This window comes from Oribacterium sp. C9 (assembly GCF_002007235.1).
Classification (GTDB): Bacteria; Bacillota; Clostridia; order Lachnospirales; family Lachnospiraceae; genus Oribacterium.
Window position 1 is genome coordinate 11554 of the sequence record NZ_MUHW01000029.1, and the last position, 22589, is coordinate 34142.

At 38.3% G+C, this 22589-nt stretch carries 20 protein-coding genes; 18 read left to right on the forward strand and 2 right to left on the reverse strand.

The annotated features are described in order from the left end of the window. Positions 1-45 precede the first annotated feature (45 nt). The 17 genes from BXO88_RS14505 to BXO88_RS14585 all read left to right on the forward strand — a co-directional run bounded on the left by BXO88_RS14505 (position 46) and on the right by BXO88_RS14585 (position 19674). Complete coding sequence (locus tag BXO88_RS14505) at positions 46-2058, forward strand: polysaccharide biosynthesis protein (protein WP_078038447.1); 2013 nt, start codon at positions 46-48, stop codon at positions 2056-2058. Between the two features lie 106 nt (positions 2059-2164). Next, complete coding sequence (locus BXO88_RS14510; protein WP_078038448.1) at positions 2165-3472, forward strand: DegT/DnrJ/EryC1/StrS family aminotransferase; 1308 nt, start codon at positions 2165-2167, stop codon at positions 3470-3472. An 11-nt stretch (positions 3473-3483) separates the two neighbouring features. Beyond that, the gene (locus BXO88_RS14515; protein ID WP_078038449.1) at positions 3484-4215 is read left to right on the forward strand and encodes a sugar transferase; all 732 of its coding nucleotides are present in this window, start codon (positions 3484-3486) and stop codon (positions 4213-4215) included. 586 nt (positions 4216-4801) lie between these two features. After that, a complete protein-coding gene (locus BXO88_RS14520) occupies positions 4802-5164 on the forward strand; it encodes a hypothetical protein (RefSeq protein WP_078038450.1) in 363 nt (120 codons plus the stop codon). A 12-nt stretch (positions 5165-5176) separates the two neighbouring features. Continuing rightward, positions 5177-5953, forward strand: a complete 777-nt coding sequence (locus BXO88_RS14525) for a glycosyltransferase family 2 protein (protein WP_078038451.1) — start codon at positions 5177-5179, stop codon at positions 5951-5953. Continuing rightward, entirely contained in the window at positions 5950-6759 is an 810-nt protein-coding gene (locus tag BXO88_RS14530) for a glycosyltransferase family 2 protein (RefSeq protein WP_078038452.1), read from the forward strand. Before BXO88_RS14525 ends, BXO88_RS14530 begins: the two co-directional genes overlap by 4 nt. Next, positions 6756-8018, forward strand: coding sequence for an O-antigen polymerase (locus BXO88_RS14535; RefSeq protein ID WP_078038453.1), 1263 nt, complete (start codon positions 6756-6758; stop codon positions 8016-8018). The genes BXO88_RS14530 and BXO88_RS14535 overlap by 4 nt, the downstream gene beginning before the upstream one ends. Before the next feature lie 9 nt (positions 8019-8027). Further along, entirely contained in the window at positions 8028-8891 is an 864-nt protein-coding gene (locus BXO88_RS14540) for a glycosyltransferase (protein ID WP_078038454.1), read from the forward strand. A gap of 5 nt (positions 8892-8896) precedes the next feature. Next, positions 8897-10045 (forward strand): hypothetical protein, encoded by a 1149-nt coding sequence (locus tag BXO88_RS14545; RefSeq protein ID WP_078038455.1) that lies wholly within the window; start codon positions 8897-8899, stop codon positions 10043-10045. An 8-nt stretch (positions 10046-10053) separates the two neighbouring features. Next, positions 10054-10893, forward strand: a complete 840-nt coding sequence (locus BXO88_RS14550; protein WP_078038456.1) for a protein kinase domain-containing protein — start codon at positions 10054-10056, stop codon at positions 10891-10893. A gap of 9 nt (positions 10894-10902) precedes the next feature. After that, positions 10903-12357 carry a lipopolysaccharide biosynthesis protein gene (locus BXO88_RS14555; RefSeq protein WP_078038457.1) on the forward strand — a complete coding sequence of 485 codons (1455 nt, stop codon included), beginning with the start codon at positions 10903-10905 and terminating at the stop codon, positions 12355-12357. Beyond that, positions 12354-13241, forward strand: coding sequence for a glucose-1-phosphate thymidylyltransferase RfbA (gene rfbA, locus BXO88_RS14560; protein WP_078038458.1), 888 nt, complete (start codon positions 12354-12356; stop codon positions 13239-13241). The genes BXO88_RS14555 and rfbA overlap by 4 nt, the downstream gene beginning before the upstream one ends. A 1-nt stretch (position 13242) precedes the next feature. Further along, complete coding sequence (gene rfbB, locus BXO88_RS14565; RefSeq protein ID WP_078038459.1) at positions 13243-14307, forward strand: dTDP-glucose 4,6-dehydratase; 1065 nt, start codon at positions 13243-13245, stop codon at positions 14305-14307. A 276-nt stretch (positions 14308-14583) separates the two neighbouring features. Further along, positions 14584-14970 (forward strand): acyltransferase, encoded by a 387-nt coding sequence (locus BXO88_RS14570; protein WP_078038460.1) that lies wholly within the window; start codon positions 14584-14586, stop codon positions 14968-14970. A 97-nt stretch (positions 14971-15067) separates the two neighbouring features. After that, a complete protein-coding gene (locus BXO88_RS14575; protein ID WP_078038461.1) occupies positions 15068-16483 on the forward strand; it encodes a HEPN domain-containing protein in 1416 nt (471 codons plus the stop codon). Positions 16484-16581: 98 nt separating this feature from the next. Further along, positions 16582-18405 (forward strand): hypothetical protein, encoded by a 1824-nt coding sequence (locus BXO88_RS14580; protein ID WP_139355613.1) that lies wholly within the window; start codon positions 16582-16584, stop codon positions 18403-18405. A 681-nt stretch (positions 18406-19086) separates the two neighbouring features. After that, a complete protein-coding gene (locus BXO88_RS14585) occupies positions 19087-19674 on the forward strand; it encodes an SEC-C metal-binding domain-containing protein (RefSeq protein ID WP_168171733.1) in 588 nt (195 codons plus the stop codon). Positions 19675-19758: 84 nt separating this feature from the next. Here the strand turns inward: BXO88_RS14585 and BXO88_RS14590 are convergent, their stop codons facing one another. Then, on the reverse strand, positions 19759-20304 hold the full coding sequence (locus BXO88_RS14590; RefSeq protein ID WP_078038464.1) for a hypothetical protein: 546 nt from the start codon (positions 20302-20304) through the stop codon (positions 19759-19761). 286 nt (positions 20305-20590) lie between these two features. On the opposite strand from BXO88_RS14590, the gene BXO88_RS14595 reads away from it, so the two are divergent. Continuing rightward, positions 20591-21829, forward strand: a complete 1239-nt coding sequence (locus BXO88_RS14595; RefSeq protein WP_078038465.1) for a nucleotide sugar dehydrogenase — start codon at positions 20591-20593, stop codon at positions 21827-21829. Positions 21830-22171: 342 nt separating this feature from the next. On the opposite strand, the gene BXO88_RS14600 is transcribed toward BXO88_RS14595, so the two are convergent. Beyond that, positions 22172-22589, reverse strand: a 418-nt coding sequence (locus tag BXO88_RS14600) for an IS3 family transposase (protein ID WP_139355558.1), incomplete at its 5' end; no start/stop codon positions are given.

Below are 22589 nucleotides of genomic sequence, written 5' to 3' on the forward strand. Positions count from 1 at the left end.
TGTGAAGTGATAGCGACGTTGCCGTTGGGAGGGGAACAGGAAGTTATGAGGATAAAGAGGAAACTTGAGCACTGGCAGATCATGACGCTGTGCGTTGGGATTTGTGACTTAATATCGATTCATTGTTCTTATTTTTTAGCATTGTGGCTTAGGTTCGATGCGGTGTATTCACGAATCCCGCTTCGCTATCTGAGGGCTTTTTATGGCTTTATAACGCCGTATGCCATAGGCTGCGTTATCCTGTTCAACTTGTGTCGCCTTTACCGCATCTTGTGGCGGTTTGCATCTGTGAATGACCTGGCTCGTACCGGTATCGTTTCCTTCATTGCTTCCGTACTGCATGCTATCATTATTTGTGCTTTATTTATTCGTATGCCGCTTTCTTATCTCTTCGGCGGTGCGTTGTTCCAACTGTTTCTGCTGTGCGTTCCGCGTTTTTTCTACCGAGGGTGGCTGCTTTTTTGTTCCTGCCGAAAGGTTAGCGAAGCTTCAGCCCACGTGATGGTTATCGGCGCAGGAAATGCCGGTCAGATGATAATCCGCGACATAAAGAGCTCCGATAAACTCACAGACAATGTTGTTTGTGTCATCGACGATGACCCTGACAAGTGGAATCGGTACATATATGGTGTCAGGATCGTCGGAGGAAGGGAAGAAATCTTTAGCGCGGTTGAAAAGTATAAAGTTGATAAAATCTATCTTGCGATTCCATCACTCAATAGTGAAGATCGGAAAGAGATACTGGGAATCTGTAATGAAACAGGCTGTGAACTGAAACAGCTTCCGGGTTACTATCAGCTTATGTCTGGGCAGGTGACCGTCAGCGCCATGAAGGATGTAGCAGTTGAAGACCTTCTGGGACGCGAAGTGATACAGCCTGAGATGAAAGAGGTTTTCGATTTCATCAGCGGGAAGGTCGTGCTCGTCACGGGCGGCGGCGGATCCATCGGGTCTGAGCTTTGCCGTCAGGTGGCTGCTCACGGCGCGAAGCAGCTCATCATCTTCGATATCTACGAGAACAATGCCTACGACATCCAGAACGAACTGAAAGAGAAACATCCGGAACTGGATCTCGTCACACTGATCGGAAGTGTGCGAGACTCACGACGCATATGGCAGGTGTTTGATACATATCATCCGCAGATTGTTTATCACGCAGCGGCCCATAAGCATGTTCCGCTGATGGAAGACAGCCCCTGTGAGAGTATAAAAAATAACGCCATCGGCACCTATAAGACGGCATATGCAGCGATGGCACACGGATGTGAAAGGTTCGTACTTATCAGTACGGATAAGGCTGTGAATCCTACGAACATCATGGGTGCATCGAAACGGCTCTGTGAGATGATCATCCAGACCTTCGATAAGAAGGTGAAAGAGGGCAGAATTCAGGATCTTCCCCAGCTGTTCACACATGGAGATGGAACAAGCGGAAACGGTAACAGAGTTGAGGTAGGAAAGCCCAAGACCGAATTCGTTGCGGTGCGCTTCGGTAATGTCCTCGGATCCAATGGTTCAGTTATCCCGATTTTTAAGAAACAGATAGCCAAGGGCGGTCCGGTCACTGTCACGGATCCTGATATCATACGATACTTTATGACCATCCCGGAGGCAGTCCGGTTAGTTATGCTGGCAGGTACCTATGCTCATGGCGGAGAAATCTTTGTTCTCGATATGGGCAGTCCGGTAAAGATAGATACTCTTGCTAGAAACCTGATCAGGCTCAGCGGATTTAAACCAGACGAAGACATCAAGATCGTCTATACGGGTCTTCGTCCCGGTGAGAAGCTTTATGAAGAAAAACTGATGGCGGAAGAAGGGCTGAAGAAAACTGACAACGCCCTCATCCATATAGGACAGCCGATTCCATTTGATTATGAGGTGTTCATCAGACAGCTGGAAGGTCTGATGGAGGCGGCCTATAAGAACAAGAAGAATATAAGAGAATGGGTCGCAAAGATAGTAAACACGTATCATCCGGCTCTGCCTAAAGCTACTATGGTGAAGAATGGAGCTTATGAAGCTCTGACTGAAGGAAGTTATAAGAGCGCCGGCTAATAGCACAATAAGCCCACAAGCCCTGATATGACTTGTGGGAAATGTGCTTTTTTAATGCCTCCTGTAAAGACGCAAGAGCAAATACAAGAAAAGAGAGTAGAAAAAGATGGATTTCAAGAAAGATGATTTCATAGGCATCGAACCCTTCGAGAAGAAGATATGGCTATCTTCTCCGACTATGCATGGCGAAGAACTGGAGTATATGAAAGAAGCATATGAGACCAACTGGATGAGCACAGTCGGAAAGAATATCGACGAAATTGAAAGCCAGGTGGCGAAATATGTTGGAGTAAACTACGCGGTTGCTCTCAGCGCCGGTACTGCTGCGCTACATCTCGCCACAAAGCTAGCGGGTGAAAAACTATATGGACAGGCGAAGCCAAACAAAGGAACGCTGGAAGGACATACAGTATTTGCAAGCGATATGACCTTCGATGCCTCTATCAATCCTATTGCCTATGAGGATGGTGAAGCAGTATTCATTGATACAGAGCCGGATACCTGGAATATGGATCCAGTTGCGCTTGAGAAGGCATTTGAGCTCTATCCGGATACAAGGATCGTTGTGATTGCCCATTTATATGGTACTCCCGGCAAGATTGAAGAGTTGAAGGCAGTATGTGACAAGCATGGTGCTCTGATTGTAGAGGATGCTGCGGAGAGCTTTGGTGCAAAGTATCTGCTCAATGGTAAATGGGGTGAGACTGGTGCTTTGGGCAATTTTAACTGCATCTCTTTCAATGGCAATAAGATCATTACTGGTTCATGTGGCGGAATGTTTTTGACCGACTCTAAGGAGGATGCTGAGAAGGTTCGCAAATGGAGTACACAGTCCCGTGAAGCAGCTCCTTGGTATCAACATGAAGAAATTGGATACAACTACCGTATGAGTAATGTAATTGCAGGCATTGTCCGTGGGCAGCTTCCATATCTGCAAACCCATATAGATCAGAAAAGGACAATATATGAGCGTTACAAAGAAGGTCTCAAGGATCTGCCGGTTAAGATGAATCCTTATGATGCGGAGAAATCTATTCCAAACTTCTGGCTGAGTTGCATGATTATAGATGAAGATGCAATGTGTGAACAGGTAAGAGATGACCAAAAAGCTCTGTATATCCCTGAAGGAGGGAAGTCGTGTCCGACAGAAATACTTGAGGTGCTGGCAAGATTCAATGCGGAAGGTCGGCCAATATGGAAACCGATGCATAGCCAACCTATCTATCGCAGTCATGCCTTCATAACTGCAAATGGCAATGGTCGTGGTCAGAGTAATGCATATATTGAAAAAGGCAAAGTACAAGACATAGGAATGGACATTTTTAGAAGAGGACTTTGTCTGCCGAGTGATAACAAGATGACTGTAGAGCAACAAGAAATCATCATTGAGTTGATTCATCGTTGCTTTAGATAAAGGGTGTTTAGATGCAATTCCAGAGAAAACGTAGATTTTATGAGAAGTATATAAAACGTATTTTGGATATCATTTGCGCATTGCTTGCAATCATTGTCTTTAGTTGGTTGTACATTATTATTGCTGTGATAGTAAGGGTCAAAATGGGAAGTCCCGTATTATTCAAGCAGCCTCGACCAGGAATGATTGATCCAAAGACCGGTAAAGAGCGGATATTTGATATGTACAAATTTCGTACTATGTCCGATGCGCGAGATGAAAATGGCAATCTCCTTCCTGATGATATGAGGCTGGGAAAGTTTGGACGAGCCTTACGTGCAACTAGCTTAGATGAACTTCCGGAGGCTTTCAATATATTGCGGGGGGAAATGTCGGTGATTGGACCACGACCACAATTAGTTCGTGATATGACATTCATGACGGATCGACAGAGGATGCGGCATACTGCGAAACCTGGGTTATCCGGATTAGCTCAGATGATGGGTCGTAATGGTATTACCTGGGAAGAAAAACTTGAATGGGATTTGAAATACATAGAGAAAATCACGTTATTAGTGGATTTGAAACTTGTGTGGATGACTTTCAGAAAAGTTTTTGTGAGAAGCAATATAACTGAGAGCAATGAGGAGATAGACGTAACACTTGATTATGGAGATTATCTTTTGAAATGCGGTAAAGTAACACAAGAAAGATATGACTATTTACAAAATCAAGCTAAGGAATTGTTGGAAGAACGGTATTAGCGTAGTGATAATTAGTAAGGATTGCCAAAATACCTGAGGGGGGACCGTTATAGGTATTCCCTGTCGGATTATAGAATAGAATGTGTTAATCTTAGAGTCATAGATACAGTAGAAAGTGGGGTACGCATGAAGATTGATAGATGAAAATACTATAATCATGCTGCTATTCCGACAATCGCACCACACGAAACTGTTGATGTGACTTCAATTAAAAAATGGTCAAATTAGGCAGTTGGATAGGAAGTCTCTATTAGCTCGCTGGACATCAGATTGGGATTGTGGATTTGAAACCAATTGGTGGTTCTGCATAAAGGATACAAAATTTGATATTTCCCAGTTGAAAAGCAAGCGAAGATATGAAATCAATCGAGGCAATAGGTTCTTTTTTGTACAAAAGATTGATCCCTAAAAAATAACGGATGATTTTTTGAGAGTCACTATAGCTGCTTATACTGGCTGGCAGGAAAAATACAGACCTCATGTCGAGAAAAAAGAGTTCTATAAGTAGATTGAAACATGGAGAAATTTAGATGCATTTGGTGGCTATGATATTGGACTTAATGAGCTAAAGGGTTATGCAGTGCTGATGGATTATGGATCGTATGTTGAGTTCTCCATTCTACGGGGTGAGTCGGATGCGGAGAAGAAATCAATCCATGCCGCTATGGTAGCTAGAATACTTGATTATTATAAGGATAGATTTGATGGTTCTTTTTATATAAATGATGGATCAAGACCAATAAGGCATGAAACAGCATTTCAGGATTATTTAGAAAAGTATTTTTGCTTTAGAAAAGCATATTGTTGCTTGAATATAAAGTATAGAAGTGATTTTGGGATAATAGTTCGTGTTCATTATCCATTTAGGAAGCATATTAAAGCAGAAACAGGAATAGGAAGTCAAATTTCAGGAATCTTAAAGATGGAAGAACTATGTAGGAATAGTTGAAGGAGTGTTGGAATGGACGATCTCGTATCAATTATCATGCCATCATTTAATACTGATGGATTTATTGCAGAAACGATAAAATCTGTGATAAGCCAAACATATACGAATTGGGAACTAATCATTGTGGATGACTGCTCAACAGATAATACAGATGAGGTTATTCTTCCTTTTTTAGTTGATAAACGTATAAAGTATCTTAAAAATAAACTCAATAGTGGCGCCGCAATAAGTAGGAACAGAGCGCTTTGCAAAGCAAATGGTAAATGGATAGCTTTCCTGGATTCAGACGATCTGTGGATGCCAGAAAAACTTAGTAAACAGATAAGTTTCATGAAAAAAAATAATTATCACTTTTCATATACGAATTACGCTGAGATAGATACCGATGGGAAGAGGATTGGAACATCGGTTACAGGACCGAAGAAAATAACAAAGACAGGGATGTTTAATTACTGTTGGCCGGGATGTTTAACAGTGATGTACGACGTAGAAACTGTTGGACTCATTCAGATAGATGATATCAAGAAGAACAATGATTATGCTATGTGGTTGAAGGTTTGCAGAACCGCAGACTGCTATCTATTGGATGATGAATTGGCACTGTACCGTCGTGGTAGAGCAGGAAGTGTAAGCACACATAGCATAATGACCATGATAGGGTGGCATTATAAATTGTTCCGGAAAGTTGAGGGGCAGAATCCAGTGAAGGCAATTATTAGCACAGGTCGTAATATGGTTTTTGGATTATACAAGAAAAAGAAGTATGTAATAAAGGTGACAGAAAAATGAGAGACATTGCAGTGGCAGTGGTTTGTTACAACAATGAAGCAGAAGTTGTTGAATTTACGAAGAACCTTTCGAAACAAAGTATTATAGATAATATTCAACTTCTTGTTACATGTAACGCTGTGGGTGATTTTGAAAAATTTCAGAAAGAAATAGAGAATGTAATGCCGTCTGCTCTTGTATATAATCCGGGAAAGAATTTGGGTTATCTTCCAGGGTGTTTATATGGGGTAGAACAGTCGGGCAGGATGTATTCTTGGGTGATGGTTAGCAATACTGATATTGAAATCATACAATCAAACTTCTTCGATGCAGCTTTTAAAGAGGTAGGTGATGATATTTGGTGTATTGGACCAGATATTAAATTGGCGTCAATAGGAGTTCATCAAAACCCATTTTTGAAGAAGAGACCAACAAAATCAAAAGTAACGATATGGAGAATAGCATACTCATGTTTTCCGCTATTTTGGCTTTATTTCAAGCTCTACGACCTGAAACCCCAAAAGAATAAGAAAGAAAAACTACAAATCAAGAGTGTGTATGCAGTACATGGAAGCTGTTTTCTTTTAAAAAGGGAATGTGTTGATAGGATACTAGAAGAAAAGCCGAATGTATTTATGTATGGGGAAGAACTAATTATTGCAGAAATTATTAAATCTAATGGGAAAACCTGTTTTTTTGATTCGGATTTAAAAATACTACATAATGAAAACCAAGTCACAGGCAAAATTGAATCAAAAAGGAAGCAGAGGTGGTTTAAAGAATCGATGAACTTTTATATCCATCTTTTTAAGAGGAATGACATATGATAATAGTTTTGCCAATAGTGATGTTATTAATATTATTGATGCTAAATGCTCAAATATTGAAGAGTAATTATACAATCTTTAATCCTATATCAATAGTTCTATATGTCTGGATAGTCGTTTTTATTTCGCATCATATGTTCTATACAACAGAATCATATACTTTTGATGCATACTTGTGGATAGTTATAGGAATTTGTACGCTTTCTGTAGGATTTTGGATTACTGCTAATGTCAATTTTGTGATTGGAAAGCAGCGGAACGAAGTAATTCATCAGGAATACAATTTAGGAGGAATTACGAGAATACTAAAAGCTGTTACTGTATTAGAAATTATGAGATTGGCATTCTATATTTATCACATTTTATTTATAATATCAGGATCTTTGCAGACATTTATTTCAAATAATACCTATGTAAGGTATCGATACTTGACATATAATCCAGGATTACATTGGAGCTTGTTTGAATTCTTTGCGAACTCAATTTGCATGGTTTCTTACGTTTTCTTAGGTATACTATTTGCAAAAAGAGCGGAGAATTCAAGAAAATTTGTACTGATTTGGACTCTTATTGAAATATTAATAGCTATGATAACAATGTCGAGATTATGTTTGATGATGTATATCATTGCATTTGGAATCTCATATTTATATAATACTGGGTCTATTAAAGAAGAAAGAAAAGAATTTTTTAAATTTCTCCCATTGGTTGCCATTGGTGTTTTTTCTTTTCTTATGTTTATAGGAATGCAACGTAATTATATGGCATCAGGAAATTTAAGAAGTATTGTTATCGACAAAATATTTATTTACTTTGCTGGTCCAACTGAAGCTTTTGGAAAATATATTGAATTATATAAGAGTGATTGGGAACTAGGACAGAGAACATTCGCTATATTTGCGAGAATACTTGATCAATTCGGAATAGTTCAAAATGATGTTGTTACAGCACGAGGTACGTTTATTGACATTGGTGACTCCACAACAAATGTCTATACTTGGTTCAGAACATTTTACCTAGATTATTCATATATTGGAATTATTATTATACCATTCTTATTTGGAATATTATCTGGAGCTATTTATAATAAAAGAGATAGTAATTTTTTTACATGTGCCGCAAATTCGTGGATATGTGTTACTTTTTTCTTTTCATTTTTTTCCTATATGTGGGGAAAAACGATTTATGTGTTTGTTATAGTTCTAGCATATTTTATTCATCGCTTTTATTACAATGAAATATATCTAATGGAAGGATAGTATAAATCTATGGAGAAGTTATGTATAGTTATGGTTTCATATTATCCAAAGACCCGAACATACCAGGCAATTGATAATCTGATTTCAACACCAGAGATAGGTATCGTTGTTATTGTTGATAATACGCCTGACGAAATAGATTATTTTGAAAAATATAATAAAACAGGATTGATTATAGTTATTAAAAATCGCAAAAATCTTGGGATTGCTAATGCTCAGAATAAAGGAATTCAAATAGCGATGTCTAAAGGTTATGAATGGGTATTAACAATAGATCAAGATACGATTATTAACAGAGATCTTGCAAAAAAATATATATCATATATTACATCTCTTGATAGTGTGAAAAATATTGGCTTAATTGGAACTGATTATATAGATGTTAGCACTATGAAGCCAAAGTTCGGCAATACTAGTCCGATAAAAGTAGATGAAACAATTAGCTCAGGTAGTCTGATTAATCTTTCTATTTATAATAAGATAGGAAACATGAAAGATATTTACTTTATCGACCAAGTAGATAATGAATATTGCTATAGGATACTAAAAAATGGATTTAATATAGTTATTCTTCCTGGAATAGGAATGGAGCATAAATTAGGTAACATTACAGTTCGACGTTTTTTCTTTAGAAGAATATGTATATATAATCAATCGCCTATTAGAACGTATTATCGAACAAGAAATTCTATATGGTTTGTGAGAGAATATCATGATTATGGACTAACCAAAAAGAAATGTGATTCATTACTATTAGACCTCATAAGATTTATGTATGAAAAAAATAAAATACAAAAGTATAAAATGTTTTTAAAAGGACTTAAGGATGGATTCCTAGTAAATTATAAACAAATTGCGAATGAGGGAGAATAAATACAATGAACCCAGAGATACATTTATTCATTATATGGGAAAAGGGACGAATTCAAGAAGAAAAGATACTGACCGATATGTTTTCTAGATTTAAGGTTTTAGGACTTTATAAAGTGACATGGCCTGGCGATAGTTTTAGTAAAAATTTGACTCGATTTTATGGACAGAATCTCCCTTCATCATCTCAGAAGATCCAACATTGTGGTGATGGTGAATTTATTCTTGTGATTATTCAAGATGAAAGTCCTATGTATAAGTATAGAAAAACCACCAAGGGAGTTCGAAAAGTTAATATTAATATTTTTGATGCAAAAGAATTGTATCGATATTGGACTGGTGGCGGGCATCGAATTCACGGTACCAATTCAATTAAAGAAGTTGACCATGACTTGACTCTATTGTTAGGGGTCAATTCTAAAGACTTTCTTGCGAGTATTAATCAATCAAAACTTCCGACATCTATCCAGGATGCTATCCTTTCAGACAGACCTATAACTGGGGCATGTGGTTGGGATAATATTAGCCAACTTCTGTATGCTCTTAAAAACTGCACAGACTATCTAATACTTAGAAACTTTGAAGGTTTTCCTAAAAACATTACATTTGGGGAACATGGGGATATTGATGTGCTAGGAGAAAATGAGAAACAGTTGCAACTAATTCTCAATTCAACAAAGGTTTTTTCGCAGGGCTATCGTGTACGACATAAAACTATGGTTGACGGACAGGAAGTTTACTTTGACTTTCGGTTTGTGGGAGATGGGTACTATGATGAGCAATGGGAATTGGATATGCTTGATCATCGTGAACTTATTAATGACTTGTTTTACGCACCCGATTCTGAAAACTATGCATACTCTTTATTATATCATGCTTTAATACATAAGAGTAAGATTTCTCCAGACTACGTAGAAAGACTGCGAAAATATGAATGTCTTTCTGATATTTATGATAACGGCAAGATTGACTTACACAAAGCGGCTGATAAGTTAAAGAACTTTTTATCGTTCAAAGGATATAAAATCACTGAACCTAGTGATTTTTCCGTATATTTCAACACCTCCTTTGTTTCTACAGAAGAGTCAACATATCACAAATATCGGAGAGCTTTTTACACAGGAAAAAATCGTTTAATGAGGATAGTAGGAGAATAATAACCATTATGAATATAAAAAGAATTGTCACATACCTCCCTCTGTCTGATAATAGCAAAGAGCATTTGAGCCAGGTGTATCATGCGATACACGATCCAACACTAAAGCTGTATTTATCAGTTATCTCTTTGGTACGTATTATCAATTGGAATAGAAATCAGAAAAAGGGAGATTTAGATGCTATTACTAAGTTCAAGGATGTTGATGATATCATCCCAATTCATGTGTCATCATGGCATCACGGAAGAGCTTACTTTAAAGTACGAGTTGGTAAAGAAATATATTTTATGAAAAAAGAAATTAATGATGATATTGCAGAAAGAGAGGTGGCATTCTTTAATATAGTTAATTCTTCCGAAGATTCCATTATTGATTACTTTCCGAAATTGGTTTATTACATCAAAGACAATAATTATACGTACATAATAAGTTCATATATACAAGCAGATTCGTCTAATATGGACATTATTAAAACACTAAAACCTGAAGAAAAATCTATCTTACTTGAACAATTGATGGTTTTAATGAGATGGCTCAGATTAAAAGGTTTATGCCACAATGATTTGAGACTTGACAATATTTTCATTACAAGAAAATCAGTTAAATTGTTTGATTTTGGATATTCTTGTTTATTTGATGAAAAAGAAAAATTTTTAGATTCTTTATCCTATGAAGAACTTGAAAAGTTGAATAAACATAATCGGATTGGTAAATTTATTAGCGATGATGCTTTCTCTATGTATAACATAATGAAGGAGATTCAACCTGAATTTATGAGTACTGACGTAGAAATATGGCAAGAAATCAACGCTTATATGGGAGAAAGAGTAATTCAGAAAATTCTATGAGGATTTGCTATGGCATCAAAAAGAAATAATCGAGAAAGCAACAATTTTCTTTCGCAAATGTTGTCTTTTTCTCTAGGACCTGTATTTGGCGCCGTTTTTACATTTGCAGCTTCATATATTATTACATGGGTTGTAAATCCGGCTGATGTTGGCAAAGTGTCGATGTTCACTACATCACTTACTTTGATTACACTCGTAACAAATCTAGGCTTAGATCGTGCTTATATGAGAGAGTTTTCAGCTGCGAAGGATAAGAACAGTTTATTGTTTAACTGCTTATCCATTTCGATTTTGAGTTCTTCTTTCATTAGCATTTTAATATTTTTATTCCGGGAGAGCATTTCTGATTTTTTGTTTGATGGATTTGATTTGCTTTCTGTTCTTCTACTTGCTTTTATTTTACCGATTAATGTATTTGGTGAATATAGTATATACGTTTGCAGACTTAATGCACATGTTCGGCACTATACGATTGCGGTTCTTTCTGAGCGAATTTCCTATCTTATAATAGTGGTTTTAGCGATCTTTGGTATTCGTACATATCAAGCTATTATTTTAGCGCGGTTTTTATCTATTACTACAAAGTGTTTAACTGGATTCGTCTTAGAACGTGCCGCGTATAGGTTCCAATTTAAATGGGACAGGACAATCATATCAAAAGTGTTAAAATATGGAGTTCCGTACATGCCTGCCCTCATTTGTTCGTGGGTATTGCATTCAATGGATAAGTATGCATTAAGAATGTGGAGTACTTATGAAGAAATAGGGTTTTATTCTACAGCTTATACTATTGTATCGATTATTGCTATATTACAAAGTGCATTTAGTTCTTTTTGGACTCCATTAGCATATAAATGGTACGATGAGGATAAAGATGTACGATACTTTGAGAAGGTTGGACGTTATATAACAGCTGTCCTTATGATTTGCTGTGCTTCAATTATTGTCCTTAGAAATGCAATTTTTCATCTTTACAAACCTGAATATATGCGTTCTGCAGACATGATTCCTTTTCTTCTATTTGTTATTTCCATGGAGACCATGAGTTATGTATTAGGCTGTGGAATTAATTTGAAGAGGAAAACAGGATACAATACGCTTGCGTCTGGACTTGCATGTGTTGTTAATCTAATTGGAAACTATATTTTAGTACCGATCTATGGAGGCGTTGGCGCTGCGATTGCTACTGGAATTAGCAGTATTATTTTCCTAATCATTAAGATGACAGTTTCAAGAGCTCTTTGGTATAGTTTCAGTTTAACAAACTACATTATTAATATTATTTTAATGGTAGGAATGGCTGCTTGTGCATTGATTTTTGGTAAATGGTATATTGACAGTTTATTCCTATTGGTGTTTCTCCTATATAATTATAGGTCTATTAATGCTATGTTCAATATTGGAATTTCGTTTATTAAGGAGAAATTTAATCCTGTGAAATCATTAATATGGAGGAAAGTATGAAAGGAATTATTCTTGCAGGCGGAGCTGGAACCCGCCTCTACCCATTAACTATGGTAACTAGCAAACAACTCCTTCCAGTTTATGATAAGCCGATGATTTATTATCCGCTTTCCACATTGATGCTGGCGGGGATTAAAGAAATATTGATTATCAGTACACCAGATGATACTCCGAGATTTGAAGCTCTATTGGGCGATGGTGACCAGTTTGGCGTGAATCTCAGCTATAAAGTCCAACCTTCACCTGATGGTTTGGCGCAGGCGTTCATTCTGGGTGAAGAATTCCTTGGTGGAGAGCCAGGGGCTATGGTGCTTGGCGATAACATTTTCTATGGAAATGGGTTCAGAAAAATATTGAAGGCTGCTGTAGAAGATGCTGAGTTGAATGGTCGCGCCACTGTGTTCGGTTATTATGTGACTGATCCTGAACGTTTTGGTGTGGTTACATTTGATGAGAAAGGAAAGGCTGCAAGTATAGAAGAAAAGCCTTCTCAACCAAAGTCAAATTATGCCGTCACTGGTCTCTACTTTTATCCGGGAGACGTATCCGCTCGTGCAAACCATGTTAAGCCATCTGCCCGTGGTGAACTAGAGATCACAACACTGAACGAAATGTACATAAATGACGGTCTGCTTGACGTCCAGCTTCTTGGTCGTGGTTTTGCTTGGCTCGATACGGGCACAATGGATAGCCTTGTTGAAGCCGCAGATTTTGTTCAGATGATATCGAAACGACAAGGAATCACAATCTCTGCACCAGAAGAAATTGCATTCATCAACGGATGGATTGATAGAGAAAAACTTCTTCAATCCGCTCGACGTTACGGTAAATCTCCTTATGGAGCTCATCTTAAGGCGGTAGCTGAAGGGAAGGTAAAGTTCTGATATGAAAAAATATTTAATTACAGGGTGCGCTGGCTTCATTGGGAGCAACTTTGTCTATTACATGTTGAAGAAGTATAATGATATATTGCTTGTGAACTTAGACAAGCTTACTTACGCGGGAAACCTGGAGAATCTGAAAGGATGTGAAGGTGATTCCCGACACATCTTTGTTCAGGGTGACATCTGTGATAAAGAACTGGTCTCTAGCCTCTTCGCTCAGTATGACTTTGATTATGTGATTAACTTTGCAGCGGAATCTCATGTTGACCGCTCGATAGCGAACCCTGAGATCTTCGTACAGACCAACGTTATGGGTACGGTTAATCTTCTCCAGAGGGCGAAAGAGGCATGGTATGATACTGAGAAGAAGAGCTGGAAGGAAGGAAAGAAGTATCTACAGGTAAGCACAGATGAGGTTTACGGTGCTCTTGGTGCAGAAGGCTTCTTTACGGAAACCACACCTATCAACCCTCACAGCCCTTATGCTTCTTCAAAGGCATCTGCTGATCATTTCGTTAAAGCTTTCCATGATACTTATGGTATGCCTATAAACATCACACGTTGCAGCAACAATTACGGGCCTTATCAATTCCCGGAAAAACTTATCCCTCTAATGATCAACAATGTAAAGCATCATAAGCAGCTTCCAGTGTATGGCGATGGCATGCAAATTCGTGACTGGCTATATGTGGAAGATCACTGCAAGGCTATTGATATGGTTGCCAACGCTGGCAAGATCGGCGAGGTGTACAATGTTGGTGGGCATAATGAGCGTCCCAATATTTTTATTGTGAAAACCATTATTGAACAACTCTGTAATAGGCTCCAAGATGATGGGATAAGCGAAGCACTCATCAAGCATGTGGAAGACCGTCTTGGGCATGACCGTCGATATGGTATAGATCCGAACAAGATTAAAGCAGATCTTGGTTGGTATCCGGAAACACCTTTTGAGGTCGGTATAGTGAAAACCATTGACTGGTACCTGGAGAACGAAGAGTGGATGAACCGGGTTACTTCCGGGACATACCAGAGCTATTACGCTGAAATGTATAAGAATAGATGAGAAAATGAGCATAAAAGAGGTTCTAAAATAATTATTTTTAGCAACAGTTTATTTGAATGGATATGCTCTTCTGTAATACGCCTAACTCACATTGGGGGGATAAAATTAGCTTCAAAGGGCTATGGACATATAAAGAAAGATTGCTTAGGAACCAACAATATCGTTACTATCGGTGAAAACACGGAAATACATTACCCTGAGGTGTTTATTAGAGGTGATGGAAATAAACTCGTAATAGGAAATGGATGTATTGTGGGGCCAAGATGTTCTTTTAGAATGGAAGGAAACAACGTTACTATTGAGATAGGAGACGGGGTTACATTTACAAGAGATGTCGAGCTTTGTGCGCAGGAGAATGGCAGTATCATATCGATCGGTGATGATGTTATGTTCTCAAATATTATCATTAGAACTTCTGATTCTCATCCTATTTATAATGAAACTGGGACTAGGATAAATCTGCCCTCTAATGTGAAAATTGGAAACCATGTATGGGTATCTCCGAACTCAAAAATTTTCAAAGGCGTTACTGTCGGAGATGGAGCAATCATTGGAGCAGATAGCCTTGTAACAAAAGACGTTGATAGTTGCTCGCTTGCTGTTGGTCATCCGGCTAAAACTGTTAAAGAAAATATAAAATGGACAAGAGAAAAGCTTTATTGATAGGCTGATAGAGAAAACTGAATATTAGGGGAGTACAAGTTTTCAAAATAAGAAGGTATCATACATTTTTGCGGAAATGCTATTAAAGGTGTGTTTTATGCAAGATACTATTAATCATTCAGGATACATATCGATAGGGCGCATGGTGGATAATAAAGAAACTACAAAAGTGGAATCGAATACAGTGCGCTATGCTTATGAGTTTAATTGTGGTGATTTGGTGATTCATGCTTTTGAAAGAATTCCAGAAATAGACGGGAAGAATGCTGTTACCGCATGTGATTTTGATGATATAGAATACTTGTTTTATTCTAAGTTACCATTTAGTTTTCCGGATTTTTCAAATTATCCACAGAACAATCACCAGAAAATCGATTTTGCAGTGAAAAATTATAAGAGGGGGAGTAAATATAAAGAGGCTGTTTTTGATTTTGCTGAATTACAGTTTTTTTGCCCATCGGGATCTGTAGTTAAAGAGGATGAGGAAAGAAATGTAATATTTTCTGGAAAGCCCAAGAATATAAGTACTTTTAATATAGAGGTGAATTCAATTGAATGCGAGGTGAGCTTTATTATTGGTGCGAAAGGTAAATGGGGATTTGCGCGTTCCATGATGGAGGCGGTTACAGAACTTCATATTTCGTTTCCTGAAACAGATGATTTTAAATTTATTAATAATTTGTACCTAGTCGTAGATTGTGTCTTCGCCTTTATATGTAATAGACGCAATTCTACTTGTTTATCGATGAAGGTTAAAGGGACATATCCATCAAAATTCATAGATAATGACAAATTCGTGGACTGTATTAAACATTGTGATAGCGAAATATACTATTTTGATAAATATCGTGAAGACCCAGAAAATGAGAAAATTATTGCAAAGACTTGGACTGAGTCATTGTTCTTTAAGCATATAGATGCCCTTTTCACCATGGTTTCAGATGATATTTCAGGCAAACTGGAAGACGGAGGAAAAATTTCAATTGCAAGTATACATCCGTCGATTAAAAGGAGAAATTTGATTGATCTTCAGCAAAGTATCCAAATTTCTAGTGCATTTGAATTTTATGTGAGACGATATTTGCCTAATATGATGGAAGAAAAAAGCCATCATGTGATTATGAAAATGATTTTGAAAGAAATTGAAGCCAAATCAACTGGAAAGTTGAGAGAATTGGCGAAAAGTCTCTCAAAAAACGTTGTTCGAGAGCCGGCACTAGAAGATAAGGTGATAAAAGTGTATAAAGGTTATGACAAATGGCCTGCGCTTGCATTATGCATTTCTGAGGATTGGTATAAGCCTGATGAAATAAGGGCATTAGGGGATGAGGCGAATCAGTGGCGTAATGAATTGGCACATGCCAAGCGTTCTTATGAGCCAAGCGAGAATACGGTGAGAGCTATTCGACTACTCGAGCATATGAATTATGCGATTGTTTTAAGGAAAATTGGATTCAGTGATGAAGAAATAAAAAAAATCTTGGAAAATGCGTTAATAAGACAATACTATTAGATATCAGAAAAGATGTATACAAGGAGATTTCTTCTGACGGGATTTGCGCTTGAAACAAAATGCTTTAGTACACAGGGAAAGGGATGGTAAGAATCAATATGAAGAATGATGATATGTTTCGCTCCCTTTATCGGATGGTTGAAGAATATAATCGTCTTGTCGGTCCGCTAACGGAACATCTACACATTTATGATCGCTGGAATGAAATCGAATCGCCCCTTCTGCGTGTGGCTGAATTGAATGATGATGTACTTAAAGGTGTGACAGCGTTTGATACTTCGTTGGCAGATCACTTAAGCTTTATGACAGGACCTTATCGGCTTTTGCTTGAAAATGTGGCATCGATAGAAAATATGATGGGAACACCGTTTGCTGAGCTTGTTCATCCACAGGTCTATGTACCTGGGATTACAACTGCTTTAACTACAGTTGCAGCAACAAGTGAACAGTTGGCGCAGATTGCACGCCCGTCATCCGGTGTTGCTGAAATAGCCAGATACTACACTCAGATTCTAAATGACTGGCATATTGATCTTGGAATCATCTCTTCGTTTGATTCGTCTTTGGCCGATTCTCATTTCAGTCAATTGGTTGGAATGGAAAAAGCTGTGGCTGGGTTATCTGGTGTAATGGCACAGTATGATCAGATGACATGCGTATCTACACAGATTGCTTCGTTACAACAGATCGGACTGACCGATGCTTGGAAGAGAGCCCTTACACCGCCTGAACTCTTACTTGGTCTGAATGATTTTGCTTTAAAACAGTATGAGCAAATACAAAAGGCCGAAGATGATCAGAGTATCGCGTGGCGGCTTGGCTTGATTGATGTGGCATCAAAGCTTGTTGACATACAGGTGGCATGGGGTTCAGAAATCGCGGTTGATATAGGTGAATATGTTCCGGAAGCGGAGCTCGTTATTCCTGATTTTTCTGACTTGCCTGTAATTCTCGGTCCAGCTAAGCGAGACAATAGGGATGTCTCAGAAGCCTTTGAAGAATCTCAACTTATGTTGATTACGTGTGCTGGAAAGCTCATCATTCAAAAGGCAAAGGCTGTAAATGATTTCTGTAAGGCAAGACAGATGCAATTGTTGTTCCCGGAATCGGATCTTGTAGATTGTGCAATGATATTGGGTGGTGCCTTTTGTCGTGATGCTGATATGCTGAATGTAGTCTTGGATACACTGAGCAAGATGTTTATTCGAAAGCCTGTAATTGATTTAATTGGACAGCATCGGTGTTTTGGAGTTATTAAACAGCACCAGAGTACAAATGAATCAAATAAAAAACTGATTACAAAGATTCAGAAAGATATATATTGGCATATTATTGGCGTTGAGGATGAGTTGATTAAGCATTTTGCAGGATCTGATGTGACGATTTTTGAAGAAGATAAAGTCTCTGCAAATGTGATGAAAGCACTGTTGAATGTACAGAAGGATAAACTGTATGAGGGTGCTAAAGAAAACAACATAAATGATGGAATTAGAAATCAGTTAAGTATAGTATATGAAGTCAAGGATCAAACCAGACAGGGAGAATCAGAAAACGGTAAGGACTCTGGCGAGGTAGATATTATGATCTGCAATAATGGGAATCCTGAAGTTATTATTGAAGGGCTGAAGCTTAGCAGCTTTGAAAGTAGTAAGCTGGATGCTCACATTAAGAAAGCTCTGGTAAATTATGATTCGAATGGCTGTCCGTTGGTCTACATACTTGTTTATGCGACGGTGAAAGCATTTGATGACTTCTGGGGAAAGCTTATAGACCATATGAATGATTACTGCTTTCCTTATAAAAACGTAGAGGGAATGCGTGACGTGGCTACGGTTTATACTGATTTGCGGCATGCAAAAGCAATGTTGAATCGGAATGGGAAGAATGTAAGCGTTCATTTGTTTGCAATAGCTGTGAGATGATACTTGGTAATGGTGGTGGAGACAAACAAGCATAAACAGTCGATATTTTTTTGAAGGGATTGATATACCGTCACTTGTAAGTGACGAAAAATAAATCTGGCGCTGTGTGGCAGCGAGGTGGCAAAATGCTACATGAAAAGGATTTATCACGGAATAGGTAGCAGTTCAAAAGAATGTAGATGGAATCTTTGCAGATACGTATTCCTTCCAAAATGGATAAGAATTTACAATGCTGTTTGAGTTTAAGTCGTGAAGAACAAAGAATGTGGTAAGTTTATACGATTCTGTCCGCCACTGAAAATCAACTACTCACTTTACCATAAGTTTTGTATAGTTTGATGTAAAGCTGTACTGACTTTGGTTAGTATGACTGAATTTATTAATTTGAGAGGAATCATATAATGGAAAGACCTATCTTCTTAGAGATAAGTTAAATTCTGCTCTTGCTCATTATGAGGGAAAAACGACGCTAAATACTCCGCTTTATATATGTGTGGATGAGGTCGTGAAGGGTCAGCAGTATTACAAGACAAAGTTGACATTAAGATCTTTCATAGGGAGCATGAAAAATGGGTAGAATGACGATTAAGCCCGAGTATGGTGCTGGAAAATATAAGCGGATGTGATCGCGGTAGATATTGTAACAGAGAAAGCGGTGATTCGACCATAGGAGATATGATAATGAAAATAGAAACGACTCCAACCATTATGACGGAAATGCTTAAAAATTTATGCCGGGATCTTAATCCTAATGATTCACCTTCGTGGGTATCAGTTATTCCAGAAAGCTGGGCATTGATAAATGAGTGCTTTCCGAATGTTAAGCATAAAATTGACTTAGATGGTGGCTCATATGTAAACGGATGGGCTATATGGCAATGGGCAAATATGTTGATAACAGCAGAAGCTCATAGTGTATGGCAAAGCGAAGATGGCACGCTGATAGATATCACCCCGCATAATTGCGGTGAGCAAACGATACTGTTTGTCCCCGATGATAATGTTAGGTTTGAAGGCAAGATAATCCCTAACAAACGAGCGCCTATGACTAATTCACCGAAGATTATGCGTTTAATTGGACTTCTGAACGCGAGAGATTATATGCTTGAGCAGTCTGGTACGAGTAGAACTTGTGAATTCCCAGAGCCCTTTATTGATGAAATTAATGGGATTATCGAAGACGTAAAGAGGAAAGTATCAAGGAATGACATGTGTCCATGTGGATCTGGATTAAAATATAAGAAATGTTGCGGACCATATGATATGTGATAAAGAGGTATCAAAGTGGCGAGAAATCGGTGCCTGACACCAGAACATCGGCGCCTAACACCATGAATTTCGTCCTGCGGATGTTTAAATAGTTTGCTCCTGAGGCAAATTAAAACCGGAGAGTTTCATTTCCTTGAGGAATTCTTCCTCGGTGAGATTTGTTTTTTGAGCGGCTTTTTTGACACTCATGTCGCCGTCTTGAACCATTTCGAAGTAGGATAATCGTTTTCCTTCTGAGATACCCACGGAACGACCTTCTGCAAGACCTTCTGCGAGACCTTCAGATCTGCCTCGCTGCTCGGCTATATCTTCATAATATTTCATAACTGTACACATAGAATTAAGGCCTCCTTCTGTGGTTTTCAGATACTTGACTTCTTTACTAAGTCTTGGAAATTTTGGATTGTTAAATTCTTTCTTAGTAAAGCACGACATGAGACTTGAGATGTCGGTTCCATCCTCAATGATTTGTCCAGTTTCAGCGATCACTTTGTTAACATGGTATATAGTATGACCTGCTCCGATGATATCAAATTCTGAGATATACACAACATGTACATCCGGGATTTCTTTGAAATCAGTACCTGACTGGGAATCTCTGACTGTAATGCTGGATTCATTGAAACGCACTCGTCTGAAATGATCGTCATTATCAGATCGCTGTACTTCGACATTAGTATGAATATATCATAAATAAAAGAAATAAAGATGAATTTAAAAGAAATTTTAGACTCTTAAACGGCTGCGTTCTGATTGTATGATAACAGAACATGCAGGAAATGCATATAGTCTGATTTTGGACTATAACCTTGGATGAGATGAAATTAAATTGTTTAATCAACAGAATTTTGGTGTCTTTCACCATAAATTTTAGTTTGAAATAATAAGCATAGGAGCAAAGAGGAGAATTATCATGATGAACATTGCTGTAGCAGGAACAGGATACGTAGGATTGAGCTTGGCGGTGCTGTTGAGTCAGCACAACCATGTGACCGCGGTAGACATTGTACCAGAGAAGGTTGATAAGCTTAATCGATGGGAGAGTCCGATTCAGGATGATTATATCGAGAAGTACCTGGCGGAGCATGAGGAGCGGAAACTTGATCTTACTGCGACTACAGATGGAGCATCAGCTTATGCATCCGCCGACTATGTGATCATCGCAGCTCCGACCAATTATGATCCGCAGAAGAATTTCTTTGATTGTTCTGCGGTTGAGAGCGTAATTGAACTTGTGCTGGCGTCTTCGGATAAAGCAATCATGGTGATCAAATCCACAATCCCGGTTGGTTATACTGAAAGGGTTAGAGAAAAGTATAAGACAGACAGGATCATATTCAGCCCGGAGTTTCTGAGGGAATCAAAGGCGCTTTATGATAATCTCTATCCCAGCCGGATTATAGTTGGATGCGATGACGGAACAAGAGAAAAGGCAGAAACATTTGCAAAACTCCTTCAAGAGGGAGCGGAGAAGCCGGATATCGATACTCTGTTTATGGGATATACTGAGGCAGAGGCAGTCAAGTTGTTTGCAAATACATATCTTGCATTACGTGTGTCCTATTTCAATGAGCTGGATACTTATGCTGAATTGAAGGGACTGAAAACGCAGGATATCATCGATGGAGTGTGCCTGGATCCGAGAATCGGAAGTCATTACAACAACCCTTCATTCGGTTATGGCGGTTACTGTTTGCCTAAGGATACGAAACAGCTTCTGGCGAACTATCAGGATGTGCCTGAAAACCTTATTCAGGCGATAGTGGAAAGCAATCGGACGAGAAAGGATTTCATTGCAGATCGTGTTCTGGATAAGGCCGGGTACTATAGCTATACCGGGAACTCCATGTGGAATGCTGAAAAGGAGAGACCGATAACAATCGGTGTTTATCGTCTGACAATGAAGGCAAACTCCGATAATTTCCGTCAGAGCAGTATCCAGGGTGTAATGAAGAGAATCAAGGCTAAAGGCGCTACTGTGATTATTTACGAACCGACCTTGGACGACGGAACAACATTCTTTGGAAGCCTTGTGGTGAATGATATCGAGAAATTCAAGAGCGGATCAGATGCGATCATAGCAAACCGTTATGATGGCGTGTTGGATGATGTGGAAGAGAAGGTTTATACGAGGGATTTGTTCCGGAGGGACTAAGAAAATATGAAAGGTTGCTGTGTTATACGGTGACAGATCAAGGTGACAAATGCAATCTAAAAATATCATATTTGATATTTTAGATTGCATTTGTTGCATGTGGATGTTTAAATAGTTTGTTCCTGAGGTAGCTTGAAACCGGCGAGTTTCATTTCCTTGAGGAATTTTTCCTCGGTGAGATTTGTTTTTTGAGCGGCTTTTTTGACGCTCATGTCGCCGTCTTGAACCATTTCGAAGTAGGATAATCGTAAAGTGTACCCCTTGTCAAGGACAAAGTAAGAAGAAGGGATTTGAGAAAAATCAGTCTAGCAGATGTCTATATTTTATTAAATTACCTTCTTCTCAATATCTTTTTGAAGGTATAACATCCTTTAAAGGATATACTCCTGATGTTATGTATTCATAGTATTCATTAGGAGATAGCTTTGCTAATCTCCACTGATATCTATCGTTGTTATAATAATCCATCCAATCATCTATTATTGCTTTAACTTCCTCAAAAGTAGTGCAGTTCTTAAGCTTGGATTTTATGTGGTCTTTCATCCTTCCGAAAAAGCTTTCCTGTGGAGCATTGTCCCAACAATTGCCTCTTCTTGACATAGACTGGCGTAACCCTTTGTCTTTTACAAGTTGAATGAAGCTGCAGCTTGTGTAGTGACAGCCTTGGTCACTATGGATTATGGTTTCAGTTGTTAGCGCAACACAATGCTTTTCTATCATTGTATTTACTGTTTCCAGGACAAAATCTACTTCTAATGAT